The 22,905-nt window shown below is 56.6% G+C and carries 17 protein-coding genes; 13 read left to right on the forward strand and 4 right to left on the reverse strand.

The annotated features are described in order from the left end of the window. The first annotated feature begins 73 nt into the window (after positions 1–73). Together dcp and LQ945_RS00340 are read left to right on the forward strand one after the other, a co-directional pair. Positions 74–2,275 (forward strand): peptidyl-dipeptidase Dcp, encoded by a 2,202-nt coding sequence (dcp, locus tag LQ945_RS00335; RefSeq protein WP_044550888.1) that lies wholly within the window; start codon positions 74–76, stop codon positions 2,273–2,275. 119 nt (positions 2,276–2,394) lie between these two features. Continuing rightward, positions 2,395–3,600 carry a serine hydrolase domain-containing protein gene (locus LQ945_RS00340; protein ID WP_270102002.1) on the forward strand — a complete coding sequence of 402 codons (1,206 nt, stop codon included), beginning with the start codon at positions 2,395–2,397 and terminating at the stop codon, positions 3,598–3,600. 90 nt (positions 3,601–3,690) lie between these two features. Here LQ945_RS00340 and LQ945_RS00345 read toward each other — a convergent pair whose 3' ends face one another. Next, positions 3,691–4,572, reverse strand: a complete 882-nt coding sequence (locus LQ945_RS00345) for a LysR substrate-binding domain-containing protein (RefSeq protein ID WP_270102003.1) — start codon at positions 4,570–4,572, stop codon at positions 3,691–3,693. 111 nt (positions 4,573–4,683) lie between these two features. Between LQ945_RS00345 and LQ945_RS00350 the strand changes: the two genes are divergently transcribed. The 3 genes from LQ945_RS00350 to LQ945_RS00360 all read left to right on the forward strand — a co-directional run bounded on the left by LQ945_RS00350 (position 4,684) and on the right by LQ945_RS00360 (position 9,302). Further along, positions 4,684–5,430, forward strand: coding sequence for a sulfite exporter TauE/SafE family protein (locus LQ945_RS00350; protein ID WP_270102004.1), 747 nt, complete (start codon positions 4,684–4,686; stop codon positions 5,428–5,430). Between the two features lie 465 nt (positions 5,431–5,895). Continuing rightward, positions 5,896–7,164: an HlyD family secretion protein gene (locus LQ945_RS00355; RefSeq protein ID WP_044550899.1), complete on the forward strand. Its 1,269-nt coding sequence runs from the start codon at positions 5,896–5,898 to the stop codon at positions 7,162–7,164. 2 nt (positions 7,165–7,166) lie between these two features. Continuing rightward, the gene (locus LQ945_RS00360) at positions 7,167–9,302 is read left to right on the forward strand and encodes a peptidase domain-containing ABC transporter (protein ID WP_044550901.1); all 2,136 of its coding nucleotides are present in this window, start codon (positions 7,167–7,169) and stop codon (positions 9,300–9,302) included. Positions 9,303–9,335: 33 nt separating this feature from the next. Here the strand turns inward: LQ945_RS00360 and hpxO are convergent, their stop codons facing one another. Continuing rightward, a complete protein-coding gene (gene hpxO, locus LQ945_RS00365) occupies positions 9,336–10,493 on the reverse strand; it encodes an FAD-dependent urate hydroxylase HpxO (RefSeq protein ID WP_044550904.1) in 1,158 nt (385 codons plus the stop codon). A gap of 330 nt (positions 10,494–10,823) precedes the next feature. On the opposite strand from hpxO, the gene LQ945_RS00370 reads away from it, so the two are divergent. Genes LQ945_RS00370 through LQ945_RS00380 form a run of 3 tightly spaced genes read left to right on the forward strand, consistent with a single transcriptional unit; the run spans position 10,824 to position 14,820 of the window. Further along, entirely contained in the window at positions 10,824–13,031 is a 2,208-nt protein-coding gene (locus LQ945_RS00370; protein ID WP_044550907.1) for a xanthine dehydrogenase family protein molybdopterin-binding subunit, read from the forward strand. Between the two features lie 14 nt (positions 13,032–13,045). Further along, complete coding sequence (locus tag LQ945_RS00375) at positions 13,046–13,504, forward strand: (2Fe-2S)-binding protein (RefSeq protein WP_020826797.1); 459 nt, start codon at positions 13,046–13,048, stop codon at positions 13,502–13,504. An 11-nt stretch (positions 13,505–13,515) separates the two neighbouring features. Next, positions 13,516–14,820, forward strand: coding sequence for a c-type cytochrome (locus LQ945_RS00380; protein ID WP_044550911.1), 1,305 nt, complete (start codon positions 13,516–13,518; stop codon positions 14,818–14,820). Between the two features lie 34 nt (positions 14,821–14,854). Here the strand turns inward: LQ945_RS00380 and LQ945_RS00385 are convergent, their stop codons facing one another. Beyond that, positions 14,855–16,024: a cupin domain-containing protein gene (locus tag LQ945_RS00385; protein WP_044550913.1), complete on the reverse strand. Its 1,170-nt coding sequence runs from the start codon at positions 16,022–16,024 to the stop codon at positions 14,855–14,857. A gap of 598 nt (positions 16,025–16,622) precedes the next feature. Here LQ945_RS00385 and LQ945_RS00390 point away from each other — a divergent pair. The 3 genes from LQ945_RS00390 to licT are packed head-to-tail and all read left to right on the forward strand — an operon-like array spanning position 16,623 to position 20,763. Next, entirely contained in the window at positions 16,623–18,488 is a 1,866-nt protein-coding gene (locus tag LQ945_RS00390; RefSeq protein WP_270102005.1) for a beta-glucoside-specific PTS transporter subunit IIABC, read from the forward strand. Further along, positions 18,485–19,897 (forward strand): glycoside hydrolase family 1 protein, encoded by a 1,413-nt coding sequence (locus tag LQ945_RS00395; protein WP_270102006.1) that lies wholly within the window; start codon positions 18,485–18,487, stop codon positions 19,895–19,897. Before LQ945_RS00390 ends, LQ945_RS00395 begins: the two co-directional genes overlap by 4 nt. A 26-nt stretch (positions 19,898–19,923) precedes the next feature. Continuing rightward, the gene (gene licT / locus LQ945_RS00400) at positions 19,924–20,763 is read left to right on the forward strand and encodes a BglG family transcription antiterminator LicT (protein ID WP_044550919.1); all 840 of its coding nucleotides are present in this window, start codon (positions 19,924–19,926) and stop codon (positions 20,761–20,763) included. Here licT and LQ945_RS00405 read toward each other — a convergent pair. After that, a complete protein-coding gene (locus LQ945_RS00405; RefSeq protein WP_270102007.1) occupies positions 20,760–21,680 on the reverse strand; it encodes a LysR family transcriptional regulator in 921 nt (306 codons plus the stop codon). The genes licT and LQ945_RS00405 overlap by 4 nt on opposite strands. 99 nt (positions 21,681–21,779) lie before the next feature. Here LQ945_RS00405 and LQ945_RS00410 point away from each other — a divergent pair, with 99 nt between their 5' ends. Then, positions 21,780–22,352 carry a chromate transporter gene (locus LQ945_RS00410; RefSeq protein ID WP_270102008.1) on the forward strand — a complete coding sequence of 191 codons (573 nt, stop codon included), beginning with the start codon at positions 21,780–21,782 and terminating at the stop codon, positions 22,350–22,352. Further along, a complete protein-coding gene (locus LQ945_RS00415; RefSeq protein ID WP_044550930.1) occupies positions 22,349–22,870 on the forward strand; it encodes a chromate transporter in 522 nt (173 codons plus the stop codon). Before LQ945_RS00410 ends, LQ945_RS00415 begins: the two co-directional genes overlap by 4 nt. The last annotated feature ends 35 nt before the right edge of the window (positions 22,871–22,905 follow it).

Genomic DNA, 22,905 nt, shown 5'->3' on the forward strand with positions numbered 1-22,905 from the left:
TAAGCTAGGATGTGGCCTGGGAACTGGGGTTCCCGCGCAATTTATTCTGTGAACATGGAGGAGTTTCGATTTGATGCGTTTATCTACATTGGTGTTGGCGATCGGCATGGCGCTGAGCTCGCAGGCACAGGCAGCAGAAACTAACCCGCACGCCGACCATAGCGCGTTGCCGAGTGGTCAGGCGAAGGAGGCTAACGTGACCGGTGAAGCCAACCAGCACGACAATAAAAAGAACCAGAACCCGTTCTTCTACCAAAGTCGCCTGCCGTTCCAGGCGCCGCCGTTCAATTTGATTAAAGAAAGCGATTACGCTCCGGCGATTGATGCCGGCATCAAGCAAAAGCTGGAGGAAGTGGAGAAGATTGCCAACAACCCGGCCAAGCCTGATTTTAACAATACCTTCGTGGCGCTGGAACAGTCTGGGGCGTTGCTGTCACGTGTGATGAACGTGTTTGGTGCCATGACGTCGGCCAATACCAGCGACGCGTTGCAAAAGCTGGACGAGGAAAGTTCACCCAAGCTGGCGGCGCTGGACGACGCCATCATGCTCAACAGCAAACTGTTCGCGCGCATCAAGGCAATATATCAGCAGCGCGATGCGCTGAAGCTGGATGCGGAATCACGTCGCCTGGTGGAAGTGACTTACAAAAACTTCGAGCTGGCGGGGGCCAATCTGTCCGATGCCGATAAAACCAAGCTGAAGGCGCTGAACCAGGAAGCGGCGACGCTGAGCACCCAGTTCTCCAACAAGCTGTTGGCGGCGACCAAAGACGGTGCGCTGGCTATCGCCGACAAAGGCAAACTGGACGGGCTGTCTGAAAGCGAACTGGCCGCTGCCGCTCAGGCCGCCGGTGAGCGTAAACTCGACAAGCAATGGTTGCTGGTATTGCAAAACACCACCCAGCAGCCGGATTTGCAAAGCCTGAAAAATCGAGACACCCGCAAGGTGCTGTTTGACGCTTCGTGGAACCGGGCAGAAAAGGGTGACGGCAACGACACTCGCCAGACGATTGCCCGCCTGGCCAAAGTCCGTGCCGAACAGGCCAAACTCTTGGGCTTCCCGAACTATGCGGCCTGGAAGCTGCAAAACCAGATGGCCAAAACGCCGGATGCGGCGCTGAGCTTTATGCGTAATATCGTCCCGGCAGCCACTGCGCGTGCCGAACGCGAAGCCAAAGACATTCAGGCGGTGATCGACCAGCAGAAAGGCGATTTCAAGGTTGCCGCCTGGGATTGGCAGTTCTATGCCGAACAGGTGCGCAAGGCGAAGTACGATCTGGATGAATCGCAGATCAAACCTTACTTCGAATTGGATAACGTGCTGAACAACGGCGTGTTCTATGCCGCCAACCTGCTGTACGGCATCAACTTCAAAGAACGTAAGGATATCCCGGTTTACCAGTCGGATGTACGCGTGTATGAGGTGTTCGATAAAGACGGCAAATCGATGGCGCTGTTCTATACCGACTTCTTTAAACGCGACAACAAGGGCGGCGGCGCCTGGATGAGCAACTTCGTCGAACAGTCGAAGTTGAAAGGCACCAAACCGGTGATTTACAACGTCGCCAACTTCACCAAACCGGCAGCAGGCCAGCCGGCGCTGCTGTCTTACGACGACGTGATCACCATGTTCCACGAGTTTGGTCATGCGTTGCACGGTATGTTTGCCGATCAGGAATACCCAAGCCTTTCCGGTACCAATACCGCTCGTGATTTTGTCGAATTCCCATCGCAGTTCAACGAGCACTGGGCCAGCGATCCTAAAGTCTTTGCGCATTACGCCAAACACTACAAAACCGGTGAAGCCATGCCGCAGGAACTGGTCGATAAAATCAAAAAAGCCGACAAGTTCAACAAGGGCTACGACATGACCGAGCTGCTGTCTGCGGCACTGTTGGACATGCACTGGCATATGCTGAGCGCCGATCAGCCGCAGCAGGACGTGGATAAATTCGAAGCCGAATCGCTGATGAAGGACAAGATCGATCTCAGCTATGTGCCGCCCCGCTATCGCTCAAGCTACTTCAAACATATCTGGGGTAACGGCTATGCCGCCGGTTATTACGCCTATCTGTGGACTGAAATGCTGGCGGATGATGCCTTCCAGTGGTTCAGCGAGCACGGCGGCCTGACGGCAGAGAACGGCCAGCGTTTCCGCGACATGGTTCTTTCGCGTGGTAACAGTCAGGATCTGGAGAAGTTGTACGTCGAGTGGCGCGGTAAAGAACCGAGCATCGAGCCGATGTTGATCAACCGCGGTCTTAAAGACGAATAACAGTTCGCGGCATAACCCGAAACTCCCAGAAGGGCGCAAGTTTCTTGCGTCCTTTTTTTCGTGGGGACATAGCCGAAACGATGGTTTATCATGCGCCGGATATTTTTGGCCCGTGAGCAATGAAGATAAATATTCCTCTAAAACGGTTTGTCGCTCTCGCTACGCCTTTACTGCTCTGCGCCTGTGGCACGCTTTCGCGCATGCCGACGGATGCCTCGGCGCTGGACAGTCAGCGTCTGGCGTGCAGCGGAGATCTGAAGGCTGAAGTCGACAGCCTGGCGCAGCCCATGATCGAAGAACGTCAAACGCCCGGATTGGTGGTGGGGATCCTGACGGCAGATGGGCAAGCGAAGACCTTTGGCTATGGCGTAACGGATACGCGTTATCGCTACCCGGTGAACGGTAAGACTTTGTTTGCCGTAGGCTCGGTCAGCAAGGGCTTTATTGCAGAAGTGACGGTGGTGCTGGTCAACAAAGGGATACTGCATTGGAATGATACGCTGGCGACGCTGCTGCCTGCCGGAACACCGCTCAGTGCCGACGCGAAGAAGATCACTTTGCTGCAGCTGGTAACTCACACCTCGGGCTTGCCGCGCCAGATGATGACGCCGGACATGCTGGGCGCTTTTGTCCGCTATTTATTCACCGGTGATAATTTTTATCACTCGCTCGATACCCCCGAATTTCTCGATTATCTGGCGACGTTTAACGCGCCAGGTACCGAAGAACCTCGCTATTCCAACCTAGGCTACGCACTGTTGGATTACATCTTGCAACGGCGAACCGGCAAAACGGTCGACACTCTGACCACCGAAAATATCCTCCAGCCCTTGGGGCTGACCCACACCAGCTATGCTGCGCAGAATTTGCCTGGCTATGCTCAACGTGCCATTGGCCATGCCGGCGATCAGCCGAAATTTATTCGGCGTGGGCAGCCGGTGCCTGACTGGCAGTTTTCTTCCTATATGATGGGGGCGGCTGGGCTCTATACCGATGCCGACGATCTGCTGCGCTATGCGCGAGCGCATTTTGAACCTACGGGGTCGGCGGCGCTGGATCAGGCGCTGAAGGATTCATTGACGGTACATTTTGCTCGCAGTAAAGAGGCGGCAGCCATCGCCTGGGTTGCGGATGACATAGGCGCACAGCAGATTACCTATCAGGTAGGATTTATCGGCGGCTATTCCAGCTATATCGGCCTGGACTTGCGCCACAGGACGGCGGTGGTGGTACTGCAAAACAGCTTCAACTGGAGCAACAATATCGGTCATCGCTTGCTGCAACGCATGGGCGAGGCGGCGGACAGGCATTGCACCTTCCAATAAGTTGGACTCCGAGAACGGAGCAACGGTTAACTACCTTGGCCAGCCACCGCCATCGCGCCGGCAATAAGGGCACATGATATGACAGAGCAGCTATTGCGGTTGCAGGAAAGCAATAAGCCGCTGCGCCGGTAGCGGTAATTCGGCCAACTGACGCACCACAATCGACAGCTGGCGTGTTGCCCAGGCATCGTCAAGCGCGATAATCCTGACTGGCATGCCCGGCGATTGCCGGGCAATCTCCTCCGGTACCACGGCGATACCGGCTCCACGCGATACCATCCGACATACCACTTCAAAGCTTCCTGCCCGGGCGCGTAAACGCATTGGGCAGCCGCTGCGTACGGCGTGTTGCGCCAAATGTTTTTGCAGCGCGCTGTCGTCGCTCAAGCCAATAAAGTCATATGCCAGCGTTTCGCTAAAACTGACGCTGGCGCGGCCGGCTAACGGATGATCGACCGGTAGCGCCAGCACCAGGCGATCCTGGCGGAAGGGATAGTTTTCCAGCCCGCGCAGGTCGGCGTGGTTGGCGACAATGCCGATATCCGCCGTCTGATCGAGGATCGACTGGCAGATCGCCGTGCTGGGCAATTCTTCCAACGCAATGTCCGTCTGTGGGTTAAGCAGCAGATAGTCGGCCAGCAACTCCGGGAGAAAAGCGCTGGCAGCGACGGTATTGGCCAGAATACGCAAATGGCAGGCGTTGCCTGGGGAAAACTCTGCCATATCCCCCCGTAGCCGTTCGCTTTGCTGTAACAACAGACGAGCATGGCCCAGCAAGCGTTCACCGGCCTGGGTGGTTTGTACTCCCCGGGCACCCCGGGCCAAAAGCTGAACGCCGGCCTGTTGTTCCAGCCCGCGAATGCGGGCACTGGCCGATGCCAGCGACAGGCAGGCACGATCGGCCCCGGCGGTGATACTGCCCGCCTCTGTCACGGCGATAAACAGCCGCAGGTCGGTAAAATCGAAATGCATCGGCTTCTCCTACGTATTTGCCTCAGGCTGGCTCAGCGAATGCCGCATTGTGCGGCAGGCAAGGGCTGCGGACAATCCATGCACTAAGGGATAATGAGGAAGGATAGACCTATGACGTTGACGCTACCCGAAATTTTAGCCCTGTTGGGCATCTTTATGCTGGCGGGCACGGTAAAGGGAGTGATTGGACTGGGGCTGCCGACGGTTTCTATGGGGTTACTCAGCCTGCTGATGCCCCCGGCACAGGCCGCGGCGCTGTTGTTGGTGCCGTCGCTGGTGACCAACTTCTGGCAGCTGTTCACCGGGCCGGACGTCCGTGCACTTTGCCGCAGATTGTGGCCGATGATGGTCTGTGTCGCCGTGGGGACAATGCTGACCACGGGCACTTTGACCGCCGGTCATCATCGGTTGGCACCGATAGCGTTGGGAGCCTGTCTGGTCGTTTACGCGCTGTTGGGTTTTAGCCGTTTTCAGTGGCAGCTATCATCGACGGCTGAACGCCGGTTGGGCCCTCTGTGCGGTGTGCTTACCGGGCTGATTACCGGGGCTACCGGGGTATTCGTGATCCCGGCGGTTCCTTATTTAAACGCATTGGGATTGGCGCGTGACGATCTGGTGCAGGCGTTGGGACTGTCATTCACCGTTTCGACGTTGGCATTAGCCGCCGGACTGGCGTGGCAACAGGCATTGCCGGGGGCGTTGCTAGGCACCTCATTATTGGCATTGCTTCCTGCGCTGGTGGGGATGTGGTTGGGCGGCGTGCTGCGCGGGCATTGTCGCCCTGCGGTATTTCGTCGCTGTTTCTTTGTGGGGCTGTTGGCTTTGGGAATTGAAATATTGTGGAATGGCGTTAATTAAATCCGAATAAATAATATTTTATGCGATTGAAAAATGGTCGGTATATATTGGCGATGTAATTAAGTGTTTCGAGTAATTTATTCTTTTTAGTTCGCTTTTTTCTATCGGCGGAAATGGTTTTATATATTGACATGTCGGCGGTGTGTATTTATATCTATATCTCCTTTTTGCTCTTCAGAGAGGGAGTGTGAAAACATTTCTGGCAGCATTTATTATGGTCGCTCTTTCTGTCGGGCTATCTAGTAATTTGTTTTTTATTGTGGGGCTTAGCCAATATAGCGGTATATTTAGATTTGATATCCCTTGTGAAAGGGCTAAGTGGATGATTTATTTCCTTGTGCTGCTAGGGATAATGACTTTTATGAGGTTAATATATACTTCGGTGCGAAGATTCTTGCGTAAATGGAAGCGTCGTGGTCAGTAAGATAATTATCGACCCAAGATCCCGATAAAGGTGTAACCCCCATGTCAGAACGTTCTCCCCAGATTTATCGTGAGGGTTATTTTGCTGCGCAGGTCAACAAAGCTGAGGGTGAGGTGATTATTCCTGCCAGCCTTAGTCTGACCGCCTATGCCTGGGCCAGCATCTTGCTGGTGTTGGCTATCGGGCTATTTCTGATCCTGGGTGAATATACCCGTAAAGCGCGTTTGGACGGAGTGGTGATGCCATCCAGCGGCTTGATCAAGGTGGTTGCCCGCAGCGCCGGACAGGTTACAGAACGTTTGGTGAAGGAGGGGGCGACAGTCAAAGCCGGCCAGGCACTTTATCGGCTCAGCGGCGAATATTTCAATGGTCAGGGTATCGCGACGCTGGCGTCGGTTTCCGACTCGTTAAAACGTCAATATCACATGCTGGAGCGCCAACGCGCACAGGAACTGGCAACCCGGATTTTACAGCAGGCCGGTGTGCGCCAGCGCATGACGCAACTGAAGGATGAACTGGCCAGCGCAGAAGCGGCAATGGTGCAGGTGAAGCAACAGGCGGAATTATCGCATTCGCTGATGGCGCGCTACCGCAAGTTGATTGGCAAAGGTTACGTTTCCGAACTTGAGTTTCAGCAGCAGAAAATGACGTTATCGACGGCGCGGGAAAAAGTAGAAATACAGCGTCAGGTGCAGCTGCGGTTAAAGCGCGAGCTTGCCGCGGCGGCCTCGGAACTGCGGACGCTGGCACAACAGCAGCAAGGGCGTGACGCCGAACTTGAACGACAGTTGCAGGGCATCAGGCAACAGGAAATAGAACTGGTTGCCCAGCGTGACCACACGCTCACTGCGCCGGTGAATGGCCACATCGCCGTGGTGCTGGCCCGGGCGGGGCAGACGGTCAAGCAAAACGATCCTTTGCTGATGATGGTCGCTGACGGTGCCGAGCTGCAGGTTGAACTCTTCGCGCCCAGCAAAGCGGTGGGTTTTATCAAACCTCACCAACGGGTCGGGTTGCGCTTTGCCTCCTTCCCCTATGAAAAGTTTGGCGTGCAGTATGGCGCCACCCGTGCCATCACCGATGCCAGCCTGAGCGCCAATGACGTCATGCAGCAAAATCCGATGACCTGGAAGGAAAACGAAGGGCATTACCGCGTCATCGTGGCGCTGGAAAAAAACACCATCACTGCCTATGGCCGCCAGGAACCATTGCGCGTCGGGATGACCGTCTCCGCAGACGTGGAGTTGGATCGCCGCCGCCTTTACGAGTGGCTGCTGGAACCGTTATGGAGTCTGCAAGGAAGAATATAAACATGGACGTTACACAAGGGCTTAACTGGGGCTGGCGAAAGCGCCTGCCGCTGATACGCCAAACGGAGTCCGCGGAATGCGGCGTGGCGTGCCTGGCGATGATTGCCGGTTGGTATGGGCATCGCATAGATCTGCCTGCGCTGCGTGCGCAGTGTAAAGTTTCGCAGCTCGGCATGACCTTCTCGCAGCTGATTGCCTGCGCCGAACGGCTGCACCTGAGCGGCAGAGCGGTGCAGTTGGAGCTTGAAGAGCTGCACCTGCTTTCGCTGCCCTGCATTTTGTACTGGGACATGAATCATTTTACCGTGCTCAAGCGGGTGCGAGGGCAAACTCTGGAGTTGCATGATCCTGCTCGCGGCCTGGTGCAAATGAGTTTGCAGGAGGCCAATCGTCACTTTACCGGCGTGGCGATGGAACTGACGCCAACCCATCAGTTTGTGGTCGAAGATCGGCGAAAAAAGATCCGCCTGAGGGAGCTGATCGGCAAAACCCAGGGGCTGAAGGCGGCATTGGCCCGGATCTTCTGTTTCGCGCTGGCGCTGGAAGTGTTTGCGCTGCTCGGCCCATTAATCAACCAACTGGTGATTGATGAGGTGCTGGTGGCGTTGGACGCCAGCTTATTGACGTTGATCGTCATTGCCATGCTGCTGATGGCCGCCACCCAGACGCTGCTGGAGCTGGCCCGCCAGTGGGCGACGCTCACCATGGCGGTCAACTTCAATATGCAGTGGACGGCGAATGTTTTTCACCACCTGTTGCGGCTGCCTATCAACTGGTTCGAATCGCGCAACATGGGCGACATCAGCGCGAAATTTGATGCCGTCGACACCATTCAGGACACCCTGACCACCACATTGCTTGAAGCCTTTTTGGATGTGCTTTTGGTCCTTGGTACCTTGACCATGATGTTGTTCTACAGCGTGAAGTTGACCCTGGTCGCTTTGGCCGCCGCGATGGTTTATGGGCTGCTGCGCCTGTTCTGGTTCAGTACGTTGCGTAAAGCGGCGGATGATACCTGGGTTGCCGGCACCCAGGAATCCAGCCATTTTCTAGAAAGCCTGCGCGGCGTGCTGAGCCTGCGGGTCAACGGAGCGCTCACGCCGCGGGAGACGGTTTGGCGTAACCTCAATGTCGCGCGGCGCAATGCCCAACTGCGCGAAAGCAAGCTGATGATGGTTTACGGCATTATGCAAACCGTCATTGGCAGCCTGGTAGGGGCGGCGGTGCTGTGGCTGGGGGCCGGGGCGGTGTTGGCCGGGCAGTTTTCAGTCGGCATGCTGGTGGCCTACATGTCTTTTCAAGGCCGGTTTTCCGCCAGTATCAGCGGCCTGATCGACAAGGCCGTTGCCTACAAAATGCTGGATGTTTACAACCAACGGCTGGCGGATATCGTGCTGACGGCGCGTGAAGACGCAGCGGCGCAGGCGGAGGGCAACTCAACGCTGTTATTGTCCGCCAGCGCCTGGCCCCGAGATCGGCCCGCGCTGAGTTTGGAGCAGGTCAGTTTTCACTATGCCGGCACCGAATCTGAAATCCTGTCGCAGGTCTCGCTGGACATTATGCCCGGAGAGGTCGTGGCGCTGGTGGGGGCATCCGGCAGCGGTAAAACCACGCTGGCCAAACTGGTGTTGGGGCTGTATTCGCCCACGGCCGGCGTGATACGTACGCTGGGCATTGAGCATCGACAGGGGGATTATTCGCAGGTACGTCAGCATATCGGCGTAGTCTTGCAGGAAGATCAGCTGTTTCGCGGTTCTATCGCCGAGAACCTGACATTTTTCACGCCGCGGGTTGATCAGGAAAAGCTCGTTGAATGCGCGCGGCTGGCGCAGTTGGAGCAGGATATCGCCAACCTGCCGATGGGCTACCAGACGTTAATCGGTGAAATGGGAGGCACCCTGTCAGCCGGACAAAAACAGCGCTTGCTGTTGGCGCGGGCGCTTTACAAAAAACCACGGCTGTTGATCCTGGATGAGGCTACCAGCCATTTGGACGTGAATAATGAAATGTTGATTAGCCATACCCTGCGCCAGCTAGGCCTGCCTATTTTGCTGATTGCCCATCGCCCGGAAACCATTGCCTCGGCGGATCGGGTGGTCGAACTGGCAGCGGGTCGTCTTCACCGGCGCAAAGGGTGAATTGCCCCTCTTCGACTCGAAAAGGGGGGCGGATCAGGCCAGCGGCCCGCCCAGAATCGTTTCTTTCATGCCTGAAAGAATGCGTTCACCGGTTTCGGTTTTCAGCTCTTCGTACCAACTGCGGGTGACTTCCATCTCTTTACCGTGCGTAACATCGCAGCGTTTGCGCGCCTTCAGCACCAAATCCTTCACCCGATAGCTGCGTTTTTCCTGATAGCGCAGCAGCGCATCCTCAATGCCCAGCGAATTGGTCTGCAAGGCAATCGCCAACACCACCGCGTCTTCCATTGCTGCGCAACCGCCCTGGCCGATGTCCGGTGTGGTGCTGTGTCCGGCATCGCCCAGTAAGGCTACGCGTCCCCTTACCAGCCGCTCGAAAGGTTCGATATCGTGGATCTCAATGCGATTGACGCTGTCGGCATCGATTGCGGCAATCAGTTTTTGCACCGGGTCGGCCCAGCCGGCAAAGTAACGTTGCAGATCGGCTCGTGCGGTGCTGCGATCTTCCGCCAGTCCGGTCGGCAAGGGCACGTCGAAGAAAAAGTAGAAGCGGTTACCGGAGACCGGCATCAGCGACACGCGCTTACCTTCACCGACAAAGGTGGTCCATTGGTCGGCCGGCGCGATGGACTCATCAATGGTGACCAGCCCGTTCCAGTTGACGTATCCGGCATAGCGCCGATCCACCCCATGGCCCAGCACATAGGGCCGAATAGCGGAATGGGTGCCGTCGGCGGCGATCAGAAAATCTCCGCTGGCCTGGCTGCCGTCTTCAAACCAGGCGGTGACGCCCTGCGAGGTTTCTTCAATACCGCTGACGCGTTTACCGAAGCGCACCCGGTCGCGGCCGTAGGTTTCCAGCAACATGGCCTGCAGCTCGGCACGTGCCACCGGGTAAGGGCGTTCGCCGACGCTGGTGATTAACGGATCCAGACTAAAACGCGTCAGCGTTTGTCCATGCAGGTATTCCTGATAGGCCATGAAATGCATCGGACCCCCGAGCGCACGCAGTTGTTCTTTCATCCCCAGATAGTTGAGGCATTTGACGCCGTTAGGCCAGATGGAGATTGCCGCGCCAACCGGTTTGATCTCCTTGACCGCTTCAAAGACCTCGGTCTCGATCCCGCAACGCTGCAATGCGATGGCGGTACACAGCCCGCCAATACCACCGCCAATGATGATTGCTTTCATGTTTTTCTCCTCCATCGCCACGATGGGGAGAAGCAATTTCCGTACCAGTCCGCCGATCTGCTGCCGCCAATGCGGTCGTAGCACCATCAGGCGCGTTTCTGATGCAATTTGGTGCAATCCATGGGCCATGACGGAGCAGGGTTCCGAGGACTATTGAGATCTCGCAGAGCACGAATCAGCAACGGAAAACGGCGACTGAATGTTAAACAGACAGAATAATAGACTACGCTAACTATTAGCCCGTCGCGTCAGTGCAGGCAGACGGCGCAGATAAAAAGAACGATATCGCCGCATTGATTAAGGTTGATCGGCATTTTGGAGCGATGAGCAATGAAACTACCCCAAGTCCCGCTTACCCGGCGGCGGTTTATCGTCGGCGCCAGTGCACTGGTGATCGGCGCCTATCTGCCGTCCACTGGCGCACTGGCTCGTACAACGACCACCAAGGCGCCAGAAAACACCGCTTATGAAGCCAATGCTTTCGTGCAAATCGACGAAAATGGCATTGTCACCGTCCTCAGTAAACACACCGAAGTGGGTCAGGGGGTTTATACCGGTATGGCAACGCTGGTTGCCGAAGAGCTGGATGCCGACTGGTCGCAGGTGCGGGTGGTTGCCGCACCGGTGGATACCAACGTTTATAAGAATCTGGCATTCGGTTTTCAGGGCACCGGCGGCTCCAGCTCGGTGGCCAACGCCTACGAGCAGATGCGCCGGATGGGCGCGATGGCGCGCGCCATGCTGGTTCAGGCCGCCGCCCAAAGCTGGAAAACCTCAGCGGAAGAAATTACCGTGCAGGCGGGCAAGATCCGCCATGCCGCCAGTGGTCGCGAAGCGGGGTTTGGTGAGTTTGCCGCGTTGGCCAGCCAACTGCCGCCACCCGATCCTGCCAGCCTGACCCTGAAAGATCCGAGCCATTTCACCCTGATCGGTAAGGTCAGTGGCTTGCACCGCGTAGACTCGTTGGCGAAGACCAACGGCTCGGCGCAGTTCACTCAGGATATTCATGAGCCGGACATGCTGACCGTCACTATCAAAAAACCGCCGCGTTTTGGCGGCAAGGTGGCTTCGTTCGACGCCAGCCGGGCGCTGAAGGTGCCGGGCGTGGTGGATGTGAAACAGACCGACACCGGCGTGGCGGTATATGCCAAAAATACCTGGGCGGCGATCCAGGGCCGTGAAAAATTACAGGTGGAGTGGGACGACTCGCAGGCGGAGCGGCGCGACACCGAGCAGATTTTTGCCGAGTTCCGTCAGGTGGCGCAAAAGCCCGGCGTAGTGGCGAAAAGCCAGGGCAAGCCGGACGAGATTTTCGATAAGGCAGATAAGGTGGTCGAAGCGGAATACACCTTCCCTTATGTGGCCCATGCGCCGATGGAGCCGCTGGATGGCTATCTGTTTTGGGATGGCGAGAGCGTCAAGGCGCGCTATGGCTGCCAAATCCAAACCCTCGACCATAAACAGCTGTGCGATCTGTTCCAACTGCCGCCGGAAAAAGTGCAAATCGACACGATTTTGGCCGGCGGCAGCTTTGGCCGTCGCATCGATCTGGGCAACCCGAAACTCGGGCCCGACCTGGCAGCGGATATGGCCGCCGCGGCCAAAGCCATTGGTCCCGGTCACGGGGTAAAGGTGGTATGGACGCGTGAAGATGATATTCGCAACGGCTGGTATCGGCCGATGATCCTTCACCGGCTACGCGGGGCGATCCGCGACGGTAAAGTCGTGGGCTGGAGCGATACCGTCGTCGGTCACTCCTGGACGCTTAACAGCGCGATGACGGCGCTGGTGGTTAACGGTCTCGATCAGATGATGGTCGAAGGTGCCAGCGAAGTGCCGTACACCTTCGAAAACTTCCTCTGCGACGCGCACATCGTCGCGGGTAAAGTGCCTACCACCTCATTAAGATCGGTCGCCAGTACCCATACCGGTCACGCCGTCGAAAGTTTTATCGATCAACTGCTGCAGGAGACCGGGCAGGATCCGGTCGAGGGGCGTCTGGCATTGATGGGAGATGCGCCGCGTGAGGCCGGCGTGTTGCGGGCGGTGGCCAAAGCCGCCAACTGGCAGGGCGCCAAGGTGATTGATGGGCGAGCACGCGGTGTAGGCGTCGCCAAGGCGTTTAATACTCGGGTGGCGCAGATAGCCGAGGTGTCTATCGGCGAAGGCGGCATTCCGCGCGTGCACAAGGTGTGGTGCGCGGTGGATTGTGGTGTGGCGGTCAATCCGGATGTGATCCGCGCGCAGATTGAGGGCGGCATAGGTTATGGCCTGAGTATGGCGCTGTACGGCAACATAACGCTGAAAGACGGGGTGATTGAGCAGTCCAACTTCAATAATTTCCGCCCGCTGCGCATCGACGAAATGCCGGAGATAGAGGTGATTATCGTGCCTTCAACCGAAGCGCCTACCGGCGTTGGCGAGTTGGGGGTGCCGACCATCGCCCCGGCAGTCGGCAATGCCCTGGCACTGCTGGGGAGACCCCGCAGCTCACTTAGCCTGCCTTTACACCGTCCCAACCGTGACGCCAGCGTCTGAGCAAGGAGAACAGCATGATAACTTTAACCGTAAACGACCAACCGCTGACGTTTGATGGCGATCCCCATATGCCGCTGCTGTGGTTCTTGCGTGATGAGGCCGGATTGACCGGCACCAAATTCGGCTGCGGCATCGCGATGTGCGGTGCCTGTACCGTCCACCTGGATGGGGTGCCGGTGCGTTCTTGCATGACGCCGGTCTCCGCCGCCGAAGGCAAAAAAATCACCACCATCGAAGCGATCGGCGAAACGCCGGCGGGCAAAGCGGTGCAGGCGGCCTGGGTTAATCTGGACGTGGTGCAATGCGGCTACTGCCAGTCCGGTCAGATCATGAGTGCCAGTGCACTGCTGGCCCAGAGTAAAAATCCGAGCGATGCGGATATCGATGCGGCAATGAGCGGCAACGTCTGTCGCTGCGCCACCTATGTGCGCATTCGCGCTGCCATCCACCAGGCCGCCAAGGCGTTGGATTAAGGGAGAAACTCATGAGCAACGCCCTGAGATGGCTATTATGGTTGATCGTGGCAATCGTGGTGCTGGCCGGCGGTTATGCGATCTATACGCTGCTGCGGCCGGTCGGCCCGGAACCTGCGGCGCCGATCTCCGGCGCTCCCGCCGGGATCAGCGATAAATTGGCGCGTGGCGAATATCTGGCGCGGGCGGCCGACTGCGTGGCCTGCCACACTGCGCCCGGCGGTAAACCTTTCGCCGGCGGTTTTGCCTTTAAACTGCCTTTCGGCACCATTTACGGCACCAATATTACCGCCGATCCTGATACCGGCATCGGTAATTGGAGTGACGATCAGTTTGTGCGTGCGGTACGTGAAGGCGTTGGGCCGCAGGGTAATCTTTACCCGGCAATGCCGTACACCTCATACACGGCCATGAGTCGTGACGACGTGTTGGCGATCAAAGAGTATCTGTTCAGCCTGCCGCCGGTGAAGCAGGCCAATCCGGAAAATGGGCTGTCGTTCCCGTTTAACCAGCGCTGGGGCATGAAGTTTTGGAACCTGGCGTTCTTCAACGAAAAACGCTTCGAGCCGAACCTGAATCAGGATGAGCAATGGAACCGAGGCGCATATCTGGCTACCGCTCTGGGACACTGCAGCGAATGTCACACGCCGCGCAATTTGGGCTTTGGCATTAATCAGAGTAAAAACCTCAGCGGTGAGGTGATCCAGGGGTGGTTTGCGGCCAACATTACTCCCGACCCGCAGACCGGCATCGGTGCCTGGAGCGAACAGCAACTGTCGCAGTATCTGGCGACCGGCCATGCGGAAGGGCGCAGCAGTGCCGCCGGTCCGATGGCAGAGGCGGTGGAAAACAGCTTGCAGTACCTGACGCCAGAGGATAATCAGGCGCTGGTGAAATACCTGCGCAATATCGAGCCTATCGCTACGGACAGTGCCAGCGCGGTCAATCTGCAGCCGAAGGGGGCAACGTCATCCAGCGCGATATTGCCGGGCGGGCAGGAAGACTCATTGGGACGCCGACTGTTCGCCGGAGACTGCAGCGGTTGCCACCAGTGGAACGGGACAGGGCGCCAAAGCAAATATGCTTCCTTGGTCGGCAGCACGGCGGTTAACGATCCGCAGGGCCGTAGCGTAGTGCAGGCGATCCTCAAGGGTACGCGCATCAGCATCGGCGAACAGCATGAGTTCATGCCGGACTTCGGTGCTCAATACTCGGACGAGGAAGTGGCGGCGGTGGCGAACTATGTTGTCGGCCAATTTGGCGAAAAACAGGGCAAGGTAACGGCCAAACAGGTCGCTGAACAACGCAAACAGTAAGAGGCGGCGAGGGGGGCTGCCCCCTCGCTACCTGTCATTTTCTGCGCCGGGACATCACCAGCTTGTCTTTGGGGCGATCCAGCCAGTCGGCAACCTCGTTATTGAAGTTATCCGCCAACAGATAGGCCGGGGTTTTCGCCAACCAGTCAGACAGCGAAATGTCCTGATAGATGCCATTATCCAACACGATTAATACCTTAAGATCGTCATCTCCCCTATTTTCGATATAGTGACCAAAACCCTGTGGAACATAGCCAACGTCGGTAGGAGAATATTCTTCGGTCTGCACATGGCCGTGCGAACTGAACACCGTCATGCGCCCCTTGCCGGAAATATAGTATTGCCACTCATTGGCATTGGGGTGCCAGTGTAATTCCCGCACCGCCCCAGGCTTAACGATTTCTATAATTCCGGTCATGGTAGTGGAAATAGGGAATTCTTTTGAAGAGACCAAGTGCACGCTGCCGGCATCATTTTCGAAGAAAGGTTTTTGCTTCATTAATTCATAGCGATGAGCCAAAGGTGCATTATTTAAACCGCCGTCGTGGGCTGGTAAGGGCAGTCCGGGCGGGATGGCGCCGCCGACAATATAAGCCTCACCTTGTTTTGCCTTGGAAAATACCGCCGCCGGCATATTCACGCTTTTTTCCAACACTTCTTTGGGCATATGGGCTACCCAGTCGGTAATACTGAAGGTGCCGAACTCGGAAAAGTGACCATTATCAAAGGTCAGGATAAAATGCGCGCCCTCCGCCAGTGCCTGAATCGAGTGGCCGTAACCCTTGGGGAAATACCAGACGTCACCGGGGCCGAAATCCGCCACCTCACATTTTCCTTCAGGATCAATGATGGTGATGCGGGCGTGCCCCTCCAGCATAAATGCCCATTCGGCAGCGATGGCGTGCCAATGAAGTTCACGTACGCCACCGGGCTCCAGCGTCATATCCACCCCGGCAACGCCTTCGGAAATCGGAAACTGTTCGACGGTGGCTTCTCTGGCCCAGCCGTTGGGCAAGCTGCGTTTTTTACTGTGGCTAAAGATGTATTTATAAAGACTTTGCGCATCGGCAGCGGGTTGAAGGCTGCTGGGGGGAACAATATTTCGGTGTTCGTCGGCGCTGGCAGATTTAATCATAGCGCCCATAACTCCGGCCGCTGCCGCGCTGACCGCGGAAACTTTCAATATATCACGACGCGATAACATAGGACTTCCTCCAAATAAATATGACCCACAGCGCGAACGGCCGATTGGGTTTATTGTATTGTTTTATTGGGTGCAGGTGGTTTATTGCTGTAGTACAAGTGTTCGGCAACGGTTAAAGCATAGTGGGTTAAAAGTAGGAAGCTGCGAATAATATATTAATTTATGTTACTAATTGAGTGTGGCTGTAATTATTAAATCTGATTTAAAATAGTCATAGGCCGGTATCAAATTAATGCCATCAATTATTAAATAAAGGGTAAACGAAGCCGGTTTAGTTAAAGTGGATAAAGTGTTTCAGGTGTTATTTTATGCGGTTGAGTAAATAGGCATCAGCAAAAAAGCCTCTCAAGGCTCTGCGGGCAACGTTGAAGCGCGTTTTCGATAAAGGGTGATGTTAATCACAAAGCGCAACCAAGACGGTTGCCGAAAAATGGTAACTATGGCGATACTTTTGCCGCGATCTTAGCGATCGCCAGACATTTTTATTACGGCGTGTTACTGCTCAGGCAGGCAAGACCAAAATAGGAATGCACCTCTCCTTGTGATGAGGCGCATTTTGATTTTGGTCTTTTTTTTTGCTTTTTACCGGGGATATTCGATGGATTACAAACAGTTGGGTCTGGATATTTTGGTGCAGGTCGGGGGCAAGAGCAACGTCAGCAAACTGACGCACTGTGCCACCCGTTTGCGCATGGAGTTTAACGATGACAGCAAGGTACAAGCGAAAGCGATCGAGGCCTTGCCTGGGGTGATCAGCGTGGTGGAGCGTGGTGGTCAGTTTCAGATCGTGGTCGGCAACAACGTGCAGCAAACCTTCCGTGCGATGCAAAAAGAAATTGGCGATCTCAGTGGCCGTCAGAGCGAGAAAAACTCACCGGTTCGGGGAGGGGTGATTTCACAGATTATCAGCGTTATTTCAACCACTTTCACGCCGGTGATCCCCGCTATCACCGGTGCGGGGATGATTAAGGCGCTGCTGGCGATCCTCAAACTGACCGGGGTGATAGATGCCGCCAGTCCGACCTACCATCTGCTGGACACCATTGCCGATGCGGCCTTTTTCTTCCTGCCGGTGCTGCTGGCCTACGGCGCGGCAATTAAATTCGAATGTAACCCGATCCTGGCAATGACCATTGCCGGCGCCTTATTGCACCCCAATTTGGCGCAAATGCTGGCGGCGGGCACGGTGATTGATTTCGTCGGGATACCGGTGCGCCTGGCGGATTACGCCGGCTCCGTGTTACCGATCATTTTCACCGTCTGGCTAATGTCCTATATCGAGCGTTTTGCCGAGAAAGTGTCGCCGACGATGATCAAGTTCTTCACCAAGCCTATGATTATCCTGTTGGTGACCGCCCCATTGGCGTTGGTGGTGGTGGGGCCGTTCGGCATCTTCCTCAACGATCTGGTGGCTGCCGGTGCTGCTATCGTCGACGGTAAAGCCAGTTGGCTGATCCCTATGCTGATGGGCGGCCTCCAGCCGTTCCTGGTGATCACCGGTACGGCCTGGGCTATGACGCCGATCGCTACCGGTCAACTGAGTAAAAATGGTTTCGAAATGATTAACGGCCCAGGCATGTTGGCTTCCAACATTGCACAGGGCGCTGCGACGCTGTGCGTGGCTTTTCGCACCAAAAACAAAAATCTGCGCCAGCTGGCGTCCTCTGCGGGTTTCACCGCGCTGCTGGGCATCACTGAGCCTTCGTTGTACGGCGTGACGCTCAAACTGCGTAAACCGCTGATTGCAGCAATGATCGGCGGCGGCTGTGCCGGTATTTACGCCGGGCTGAGTGGGTTGGTGCGCTATGCCTTCGTTTCTCCCGGATTGGCGGCGCTGCCGGCGTTTATCGGCGAAAACCCAATGAACATTGTCCATGCGCTGATCACCTGCGCCATTGCCATTGTGGTGACTTTTGCACTGACCTGGATCCTGGGGTTCGACGATCCGGTTGAAGAAACGGGATCCGGGGTTTCGGAGGCCGTCGGTGGCGGCGAACAGCAAATTTTTAGTCCGCTCAAGGGGCAACTGGTGGCATTGGAACAGGTTAACGACGACGTGTTCTCACAGAGTCTCTTGGGCCAGGGCATCGCGATACGGCCTCAGGAAGGGGTTTTGCGTGCACCGCTGGCGGGGGAAGTCGTGACTTTCCTGCCTTCCATGCATGCGGTCGGTATCAAGGGGGACAACGGCGTCGAACTGCTGGTGCATATTGGCATCGATACCGTCAATCTGGCGGGGCAATATTTCACTTCGGATCTTAAAATTGGCGATCGCGTCCAGGTGGGAGATGAACTGGTGCGCTTTGATCTGCAAGCGATCGTCGGGCTGGGTTACGACATCACCACGCCGGTACTGGTGGTTAACAGCGAAGCTTTTCCTCAGCTGAATTGCCGCCAACCGGGGGCCGTGGATTTTGGGCAGCCCATCATCACCCTTAATAATGCACAGCAGGAGCAGGCATGATTTACCAACGACTGAACGATTTCCCCGCAGATTTTCTGTGGGGGGCTTCCACCTCTGCCTATCAGGTGGAGGGGGCCTGGAACGAAGACGGCAAAAGTCCATCGACTGTCGATATGCTTGATCATCCGGCAGAAACCGCTGATTTTAAGGTCGCCAGCGATCACTATCATCGCTTCCGGGAAGATGTGCAGCTGTTTGCCGAACTGGGGTTAAAGGCCTACCGTTTCTCGATTGCCTGGACGCGAGTACTGCCGCAGGGAACCGGCGAGGTCAATGCCGCAGGGCTGGATTTTTACCGCCAGTTGATTGATGAACTGCTGAGCCATGGTATAGAACCTGTCGTAACGCTCTATCACTTTGATCTGCCTTATGTGCTTGAGCAACAGGGCGGTTGGTCGAACCGCGCCACCATCGATGCCTTTGTCGATTATGCCGAAGTGTTGTTTGACGCTTTTGGTGACCGGGTAAAATATTGGCTGACCATCAACGAGCAGAACACCATGATCCTGCATCCGGGCGCCATTGGCACGCCGAAGGGCGGTGAGCTGCCGTCCAGGCGAGTGCTGTATCAGCAAAGCCACCATATGTTGGTGGCTCAGGCCCGGGTGATGGCGTTGTGTCATCAGCGCTGCCCGGCCGGGAAGATCGGCCCGGCGATTAATACCACCTCGATGTATCAGGAAACCTGCAATCCGCTGGATGCCATTGCCGCTCATAACTGGGAAACGCTGCGCTGCTGGAGCTTCCTCGACGTGGCCGTGCATGGTCGTTATAACCCGCTGGCCTGGCGTTACCTGTTGGATCGTCAGTTGGCGCCACGGACTGAACCCGGTGACGCGACGCTGTTGCTGCAGGGCAAACCGGACTTCGTGGCGATAAATTATTACTCGACCGCCACCATTGCCGCCAGCCGAGGCGATGCGTCGGACATCAGTGCACGGGCTGGCGATCAGCAAATCATGCTGGGGGAACCGGGGGTCTACCGCGCGGCGGAGAATCCGTTTGTCGGCAAAACCCGCTACGGCTGGGTGATCGATCCGGTCGGATTACGGCTGACGCTGCGCAAAACCGCGGAACGTTACCATTTACCGATATTAATTACTGAAAACGGCATTGGCGCCCCGGACCAGCTGCAGGCCGATGATACAATCAACGACGATTACCGCATCGAGTTTATGCGTCAGCACGTCGAACAGATGCAGTTGGCCATCAACGATGGCGTCGAACTGATCGGCTATTGCCCCTGGGCGGCAATAGACGTGGTCAGCACCCATCAGGGCTATGCCAAGCGCTACGGGTTTATCTATGTAAACCGGGGTGAGCAGGATCTGAAGGATCTGCGGCGGATCAAAAAGCGCAGTTTTGACTGGTACCAGCGGCTGATTGTCTCCAATGGCCGGCAACGATAATAAAAACAGAGGGTGTGGCCGCGACGATGAAAGTCATTAAGGTACTCAATAATAGCCTGGTGCTATCGGCGGATGACGATAACCATGAAGCTATCGTGATGGGCAAGGGTATTGGCTTTAACAGCAAAGTGGGTGACGTTCTCGACCCGGCCGCGATAGAGAAAGTGTATGTGGTGCAGAACAGTCAAAAGGGTCGCGATTACCTGCGGCTGATCGAAACCACGCCGGAAGAGCACATCGAGATTGTGCAGATGATCCTGGCGGAGGCCAACCGGCAACTTAACGGGCGGATTAACGAACAGATTTTCTTTACGCTGGCAGACCATATCAGTTTCGCCATTGAGCGCTATCACAAAGGGATCGCGATCCAGAACCGCCTGCTGTTCGAGGTGAAGCGTTTTTACCCGCAGGAGTTCGCGGTGGCGACCCAGGCACTGGCACACATTAACCGGCGGCTGAACATTACGCTACCGGAAGAGGAAGCGGGCAACATTGCTTTTCATCTGGTTAATGGTCAAACCGACGTGCAGAACATGGAACATACGCTGCTGTCGGTGAAGATGCTGAAAGACATTTTCAATATCATCAAATACCATTTTCGCATCACGATCGACACCGACTCTCTCAACTACTCGCGTTTTTTAGTGCATATGCAGTTTTTCATACAGCGAATGGTGGAAGGGCAACAAATGGCGTCGAAAGACGACTTTATCTTCGCGCAGGTGACCAGGGAGTACCCCGATGCCTATCGCGGCGCGCTGCTGATCCGCGACTATGTGAAGAATCTGCTGCAAATGGAAATGTCGAACGATGAACTGCTGTATCTGGTGATCCACCTGACGCGTATTGCCGAGCGGTCAGATTAGCCGGGCGACTGCTCGCTGACGGCTTCGGCCACCAGATCGCGAAAGCGTTGGATGATGGCCGAAGTCCGGTTGCTGCGCAGCGCCAGATAAAGCGGCGCGCTGAGCTGAGCCTGTTCGGCAATGGTTCGGTAAACGATGCCGTCGCCGCCTAATCTTCGCATCGAAGCCGGTACGATCGACAAGCCCAACCCGGCGGCCACCAGACTTAGCGTGGCGGGCAGGCGCGGGGCTTCCTGAATAACGCGAGGGCTGAACCCGGCGCGGTGGCAGGCAGCCAGAATGGCGTCATACAAACCCTGACCCGCCGGCCGGCGGTAGAGAATAAAAGCTTCTTGAATCAGCGCCGTCAGCGGCAGCGGTTGATCGTCATGGGTGGCCAGCGGGTGACCGATGGGCAGGGCGATCAGCATCGGCTCGCGCAGCACCGGCGCAATTGTCAAACCAGGAATACCGCCAACCGGCGAACGGACAAAGGCCACGTCGAGCCGCTCATCCACCAGGGCATCCAACAGTTCACCGCTGCCGGCCTCTTCCAACTGAGTGGTAATGCCAGGCAGGATCTCACGGTAGCGGCGCAGCAGATTGGGCACGAAGGGATGCAATGCGGCCGAGCTGGTAAAACCGATGGCGATATGACCTTGTTCGCCCCGTGCGGCGCGGTGTACCGCTTCGGTCAGATGTTCTGCCCGCGTCAGTAGCGCCCGCGCTTCATTGAACAACACGCTGCCGGCCTCGGTAACGCGTACGCCGCGGGGCAGACGTTGCAGCAGTTTTACCCCCAATTCCTCTTCCAGCCCCTGTAACAGGCGGGTCAACGGCGGTTGTTGAATAAACAGTCGTTCGGCGGCGCGGGTGATATTGCCTTCCTCTACCACAGTAACGAAAGCCCTCAGGCGGCGAAGTTCGATCATTGACATACCCTGTAGGTATCCTTGTTGCTTCAGAAATGCATTAGACATCATGGCATGGCGACGCGCATCATACCAGCCATCAAAATAAGCGATGTGGAACGAACAATGTCCGAATCTGATGCGGTAAAAAATCACCCGCTGGCAACACCGCCGGCTAACGGCGAGTTGTTTTTGGGCTTTCTAATGCTGGGGTTGATTGGCTTTGGCGGGGTGTTGCCCCTGGCGCGAAATATGCTGGTAGAAGATCGTCGTTGGCTCAGTGGCCAGCAGTTTACCGAGCTGCTGGGGCTGTGCCAGTTTCTGCCGGGCGGCAACGTGATTAACCTTTCGGTCGCGGTTGGCATGGAGTTTCGTGGCCTGCGGGGCGCCTTTTGCGCACTGCTGGGGCTGATCAGCGCACCGACGGCCATCGTGGTCGGTTTGGGTATGGTTTATGCCCGCTTCCAAAATGACGCCCACGTGCAACACGTGTTTGCCGGGCTGGCGGCGGCGGCGGCCGGTTTGCTGCTGTCTACCGGGGTAAAAATGCTGTTGCCACTGCGCGGTAAATGGCTGGCGTTGGGCATTGTGGCGCTGTGTCTGATCGCCATCGCCTGGCTGCGCCTGCCCTTGCTGCCGACCATGCTGACATTGGCGCCGTTGAGCATCTTGCTGATGTGGTGGAGGGATCGCTCATGATGGCCGTATTGATCTCGCTGGCGATCATATTCACCGAGCTGTCACTGCTGGCGTTTGGCGGCGGCATGACCATTCTGCCGGAAATGCAGCGTCAGGTGGTGGAGGTTCACCAATGGATGAGTGCGCAGGAGTTCAGCGCGCTGTTCGCCATGGCGCAGGCCGCACCGGGGCCGAACATGATGATTGTGCCGCTGGTGGGGTGGCACGTGGCCGGTTGGGCCGGGCTGTTGGTGTCTTCCGTCGCCAAGTTCGGTCCTTCGTCGATGGTTACCCTGTTGGTGATGGGCGTCTGGCGACGCTTCAAGGATAAGCCATGGCGGCGTAGGGTGCAGAGCGGTTTGGTGCCGGTGACCGTCGGCCTGGTGGCGGCCAGTGGCGTGCTGATTGCCGAAGCTTCCGCACCGAATTGGCCGTTGGCGATGATTATCCTGCTGGCAACGGTGCTGAGTATGAGCAAACGCATTCACCCATTATGGGTGTTGGCGGGCGGGGCGATACTGGGGCTGTTGGTGGCGTAATCGATATTGGCGGCAGGGGTTGCTGCCGCCAGAGT

Origin of the sequence: Serratia liquefaciens (assembly GCF_027594825.1) — a bacterium.
GTDB classification, from domain to species: Bacteria; Pseudomonadota; Gammaproteobacteria; order Enterobacterales; family Enterobacteriaceae; genus Serratia; species Serratia liquefaciens_A.

Bases quoted from the DNA above. Each gene is read 5' to 3' on its own strand.
- dcp (WP_044550888.1), top strand. From the start codon at position 74: ATGCGTTTATCTACATTGGTGTTGGCGATCGGCATGGCGCTGAGCTCG.
- LQ945_RS00340 (WP_270102002.1), top strand. From the start codon at position 2,395: ATGAAGATAAATATTCCTCTAAAACGGTTTGTCGCTCTCGCTACGCCT.
- LQ945_RS00345 (WP_270102003.1), bottom strand. From the start codon at position 4,572: ATGCATTTCGATTTTACCGACCTGCGGCTGTTTATCGCCGTGACAGAG.
- LQ945_RS00350 (WP_270102004.1), top strand. From the start codon at position 4,684: ATGACGTTGACGCTACCCGAAATTTTAGCCCTGTTGGGCATCTTTATG.
- LQ945_RS00355 (WP_044550899.1), top strand. From the start codon at position 5,896: ATGTCAGAACGTTCTCCCCAGATTTATCGTGAGGGTTATTTTGCTGCG.
- LQ945_RS00360 (WP_044550901.1), top strand. From the start codon at position 7,167: ATGGACGTTACACAAGGGCTTAACTGGGGCTGGCGAAAGCGCCTGCCG.
- hpxO (WP_044550904.1), bottom strand. From the start codon at position 10,493: ATGAAAGCAATCATCATTGGCGGTGGTATTGGCGGGCTGTGTACCGCC.
- LQ945_RS00370 (WP_044550907.1), top strand. From the start codon at position 10,824: ATGAAACTACCCCAAGTCCCGCTTACCCGGCGGCGGTTTATCGTCGGC.
- LQ945_RS00375 (WP_020826797.1), top strand. From the start codon at position 13,046: ATGATAACTTTAACCGTAAACGACCAACCGCTGACGTTTGATGGCGAT.
- LQ945_RS00380 (WP_044550911.1), top strand. From the start codon at position 13,516: ATGAGCAACGCCCTGAGATGGCTATTATGGTTGATCGTGGCAATCGTG.
- LQ945_RS00385 (WP_044550913.1), bottom strand. From the start codon at position 16,024: ATGTTATCGCGTCGTGATATATTGAAAGTTTCCGCGGTCAGCGCGGCA.
- LQ945_RS00390 (WP_270102005.1), top strand. From the start codon at position 16,623: ATGGATTACAAACAGTTGGGTCTGGATATTTTGGTGCAGGTCGGGGGC.
- LQ945_RS00395 (WP_270102006.1), top strand. From the start codon at position 18,485: ATGATTTACCAACGACTGAACGATTTCCCCGCAGATTTTCTGTGGGGG.
- licT (WP_044550919.1), top strand. From the start codon at position 19,924: ATGAAAGTCATTAAGGTACTCAATAATAGCCTGGTGCTATCGGCGGAT.
- LQ945_RS00405 (WP_270102007.1), bottom strand. From the start codon at position 21,680: ATGTCAATGATCGAACTTCGCCGCCTGAGGGCTTTCGTTACTGTGGTA.
- LQ945_RS00410 (WP_270102008.1), top strand. From the start codon at position 21,780: ATGTCCGAATCTGATGCGGTAAAAAATCACCCGCTGGCAACACCGCCG.
- LQ945_RS00415 (WP_044550930.1), top strand. From the start codon at position 22,349: ATGATGGCCGTATTGATCTCGCTGGCGATCATATTCACCGAGCTGTCA.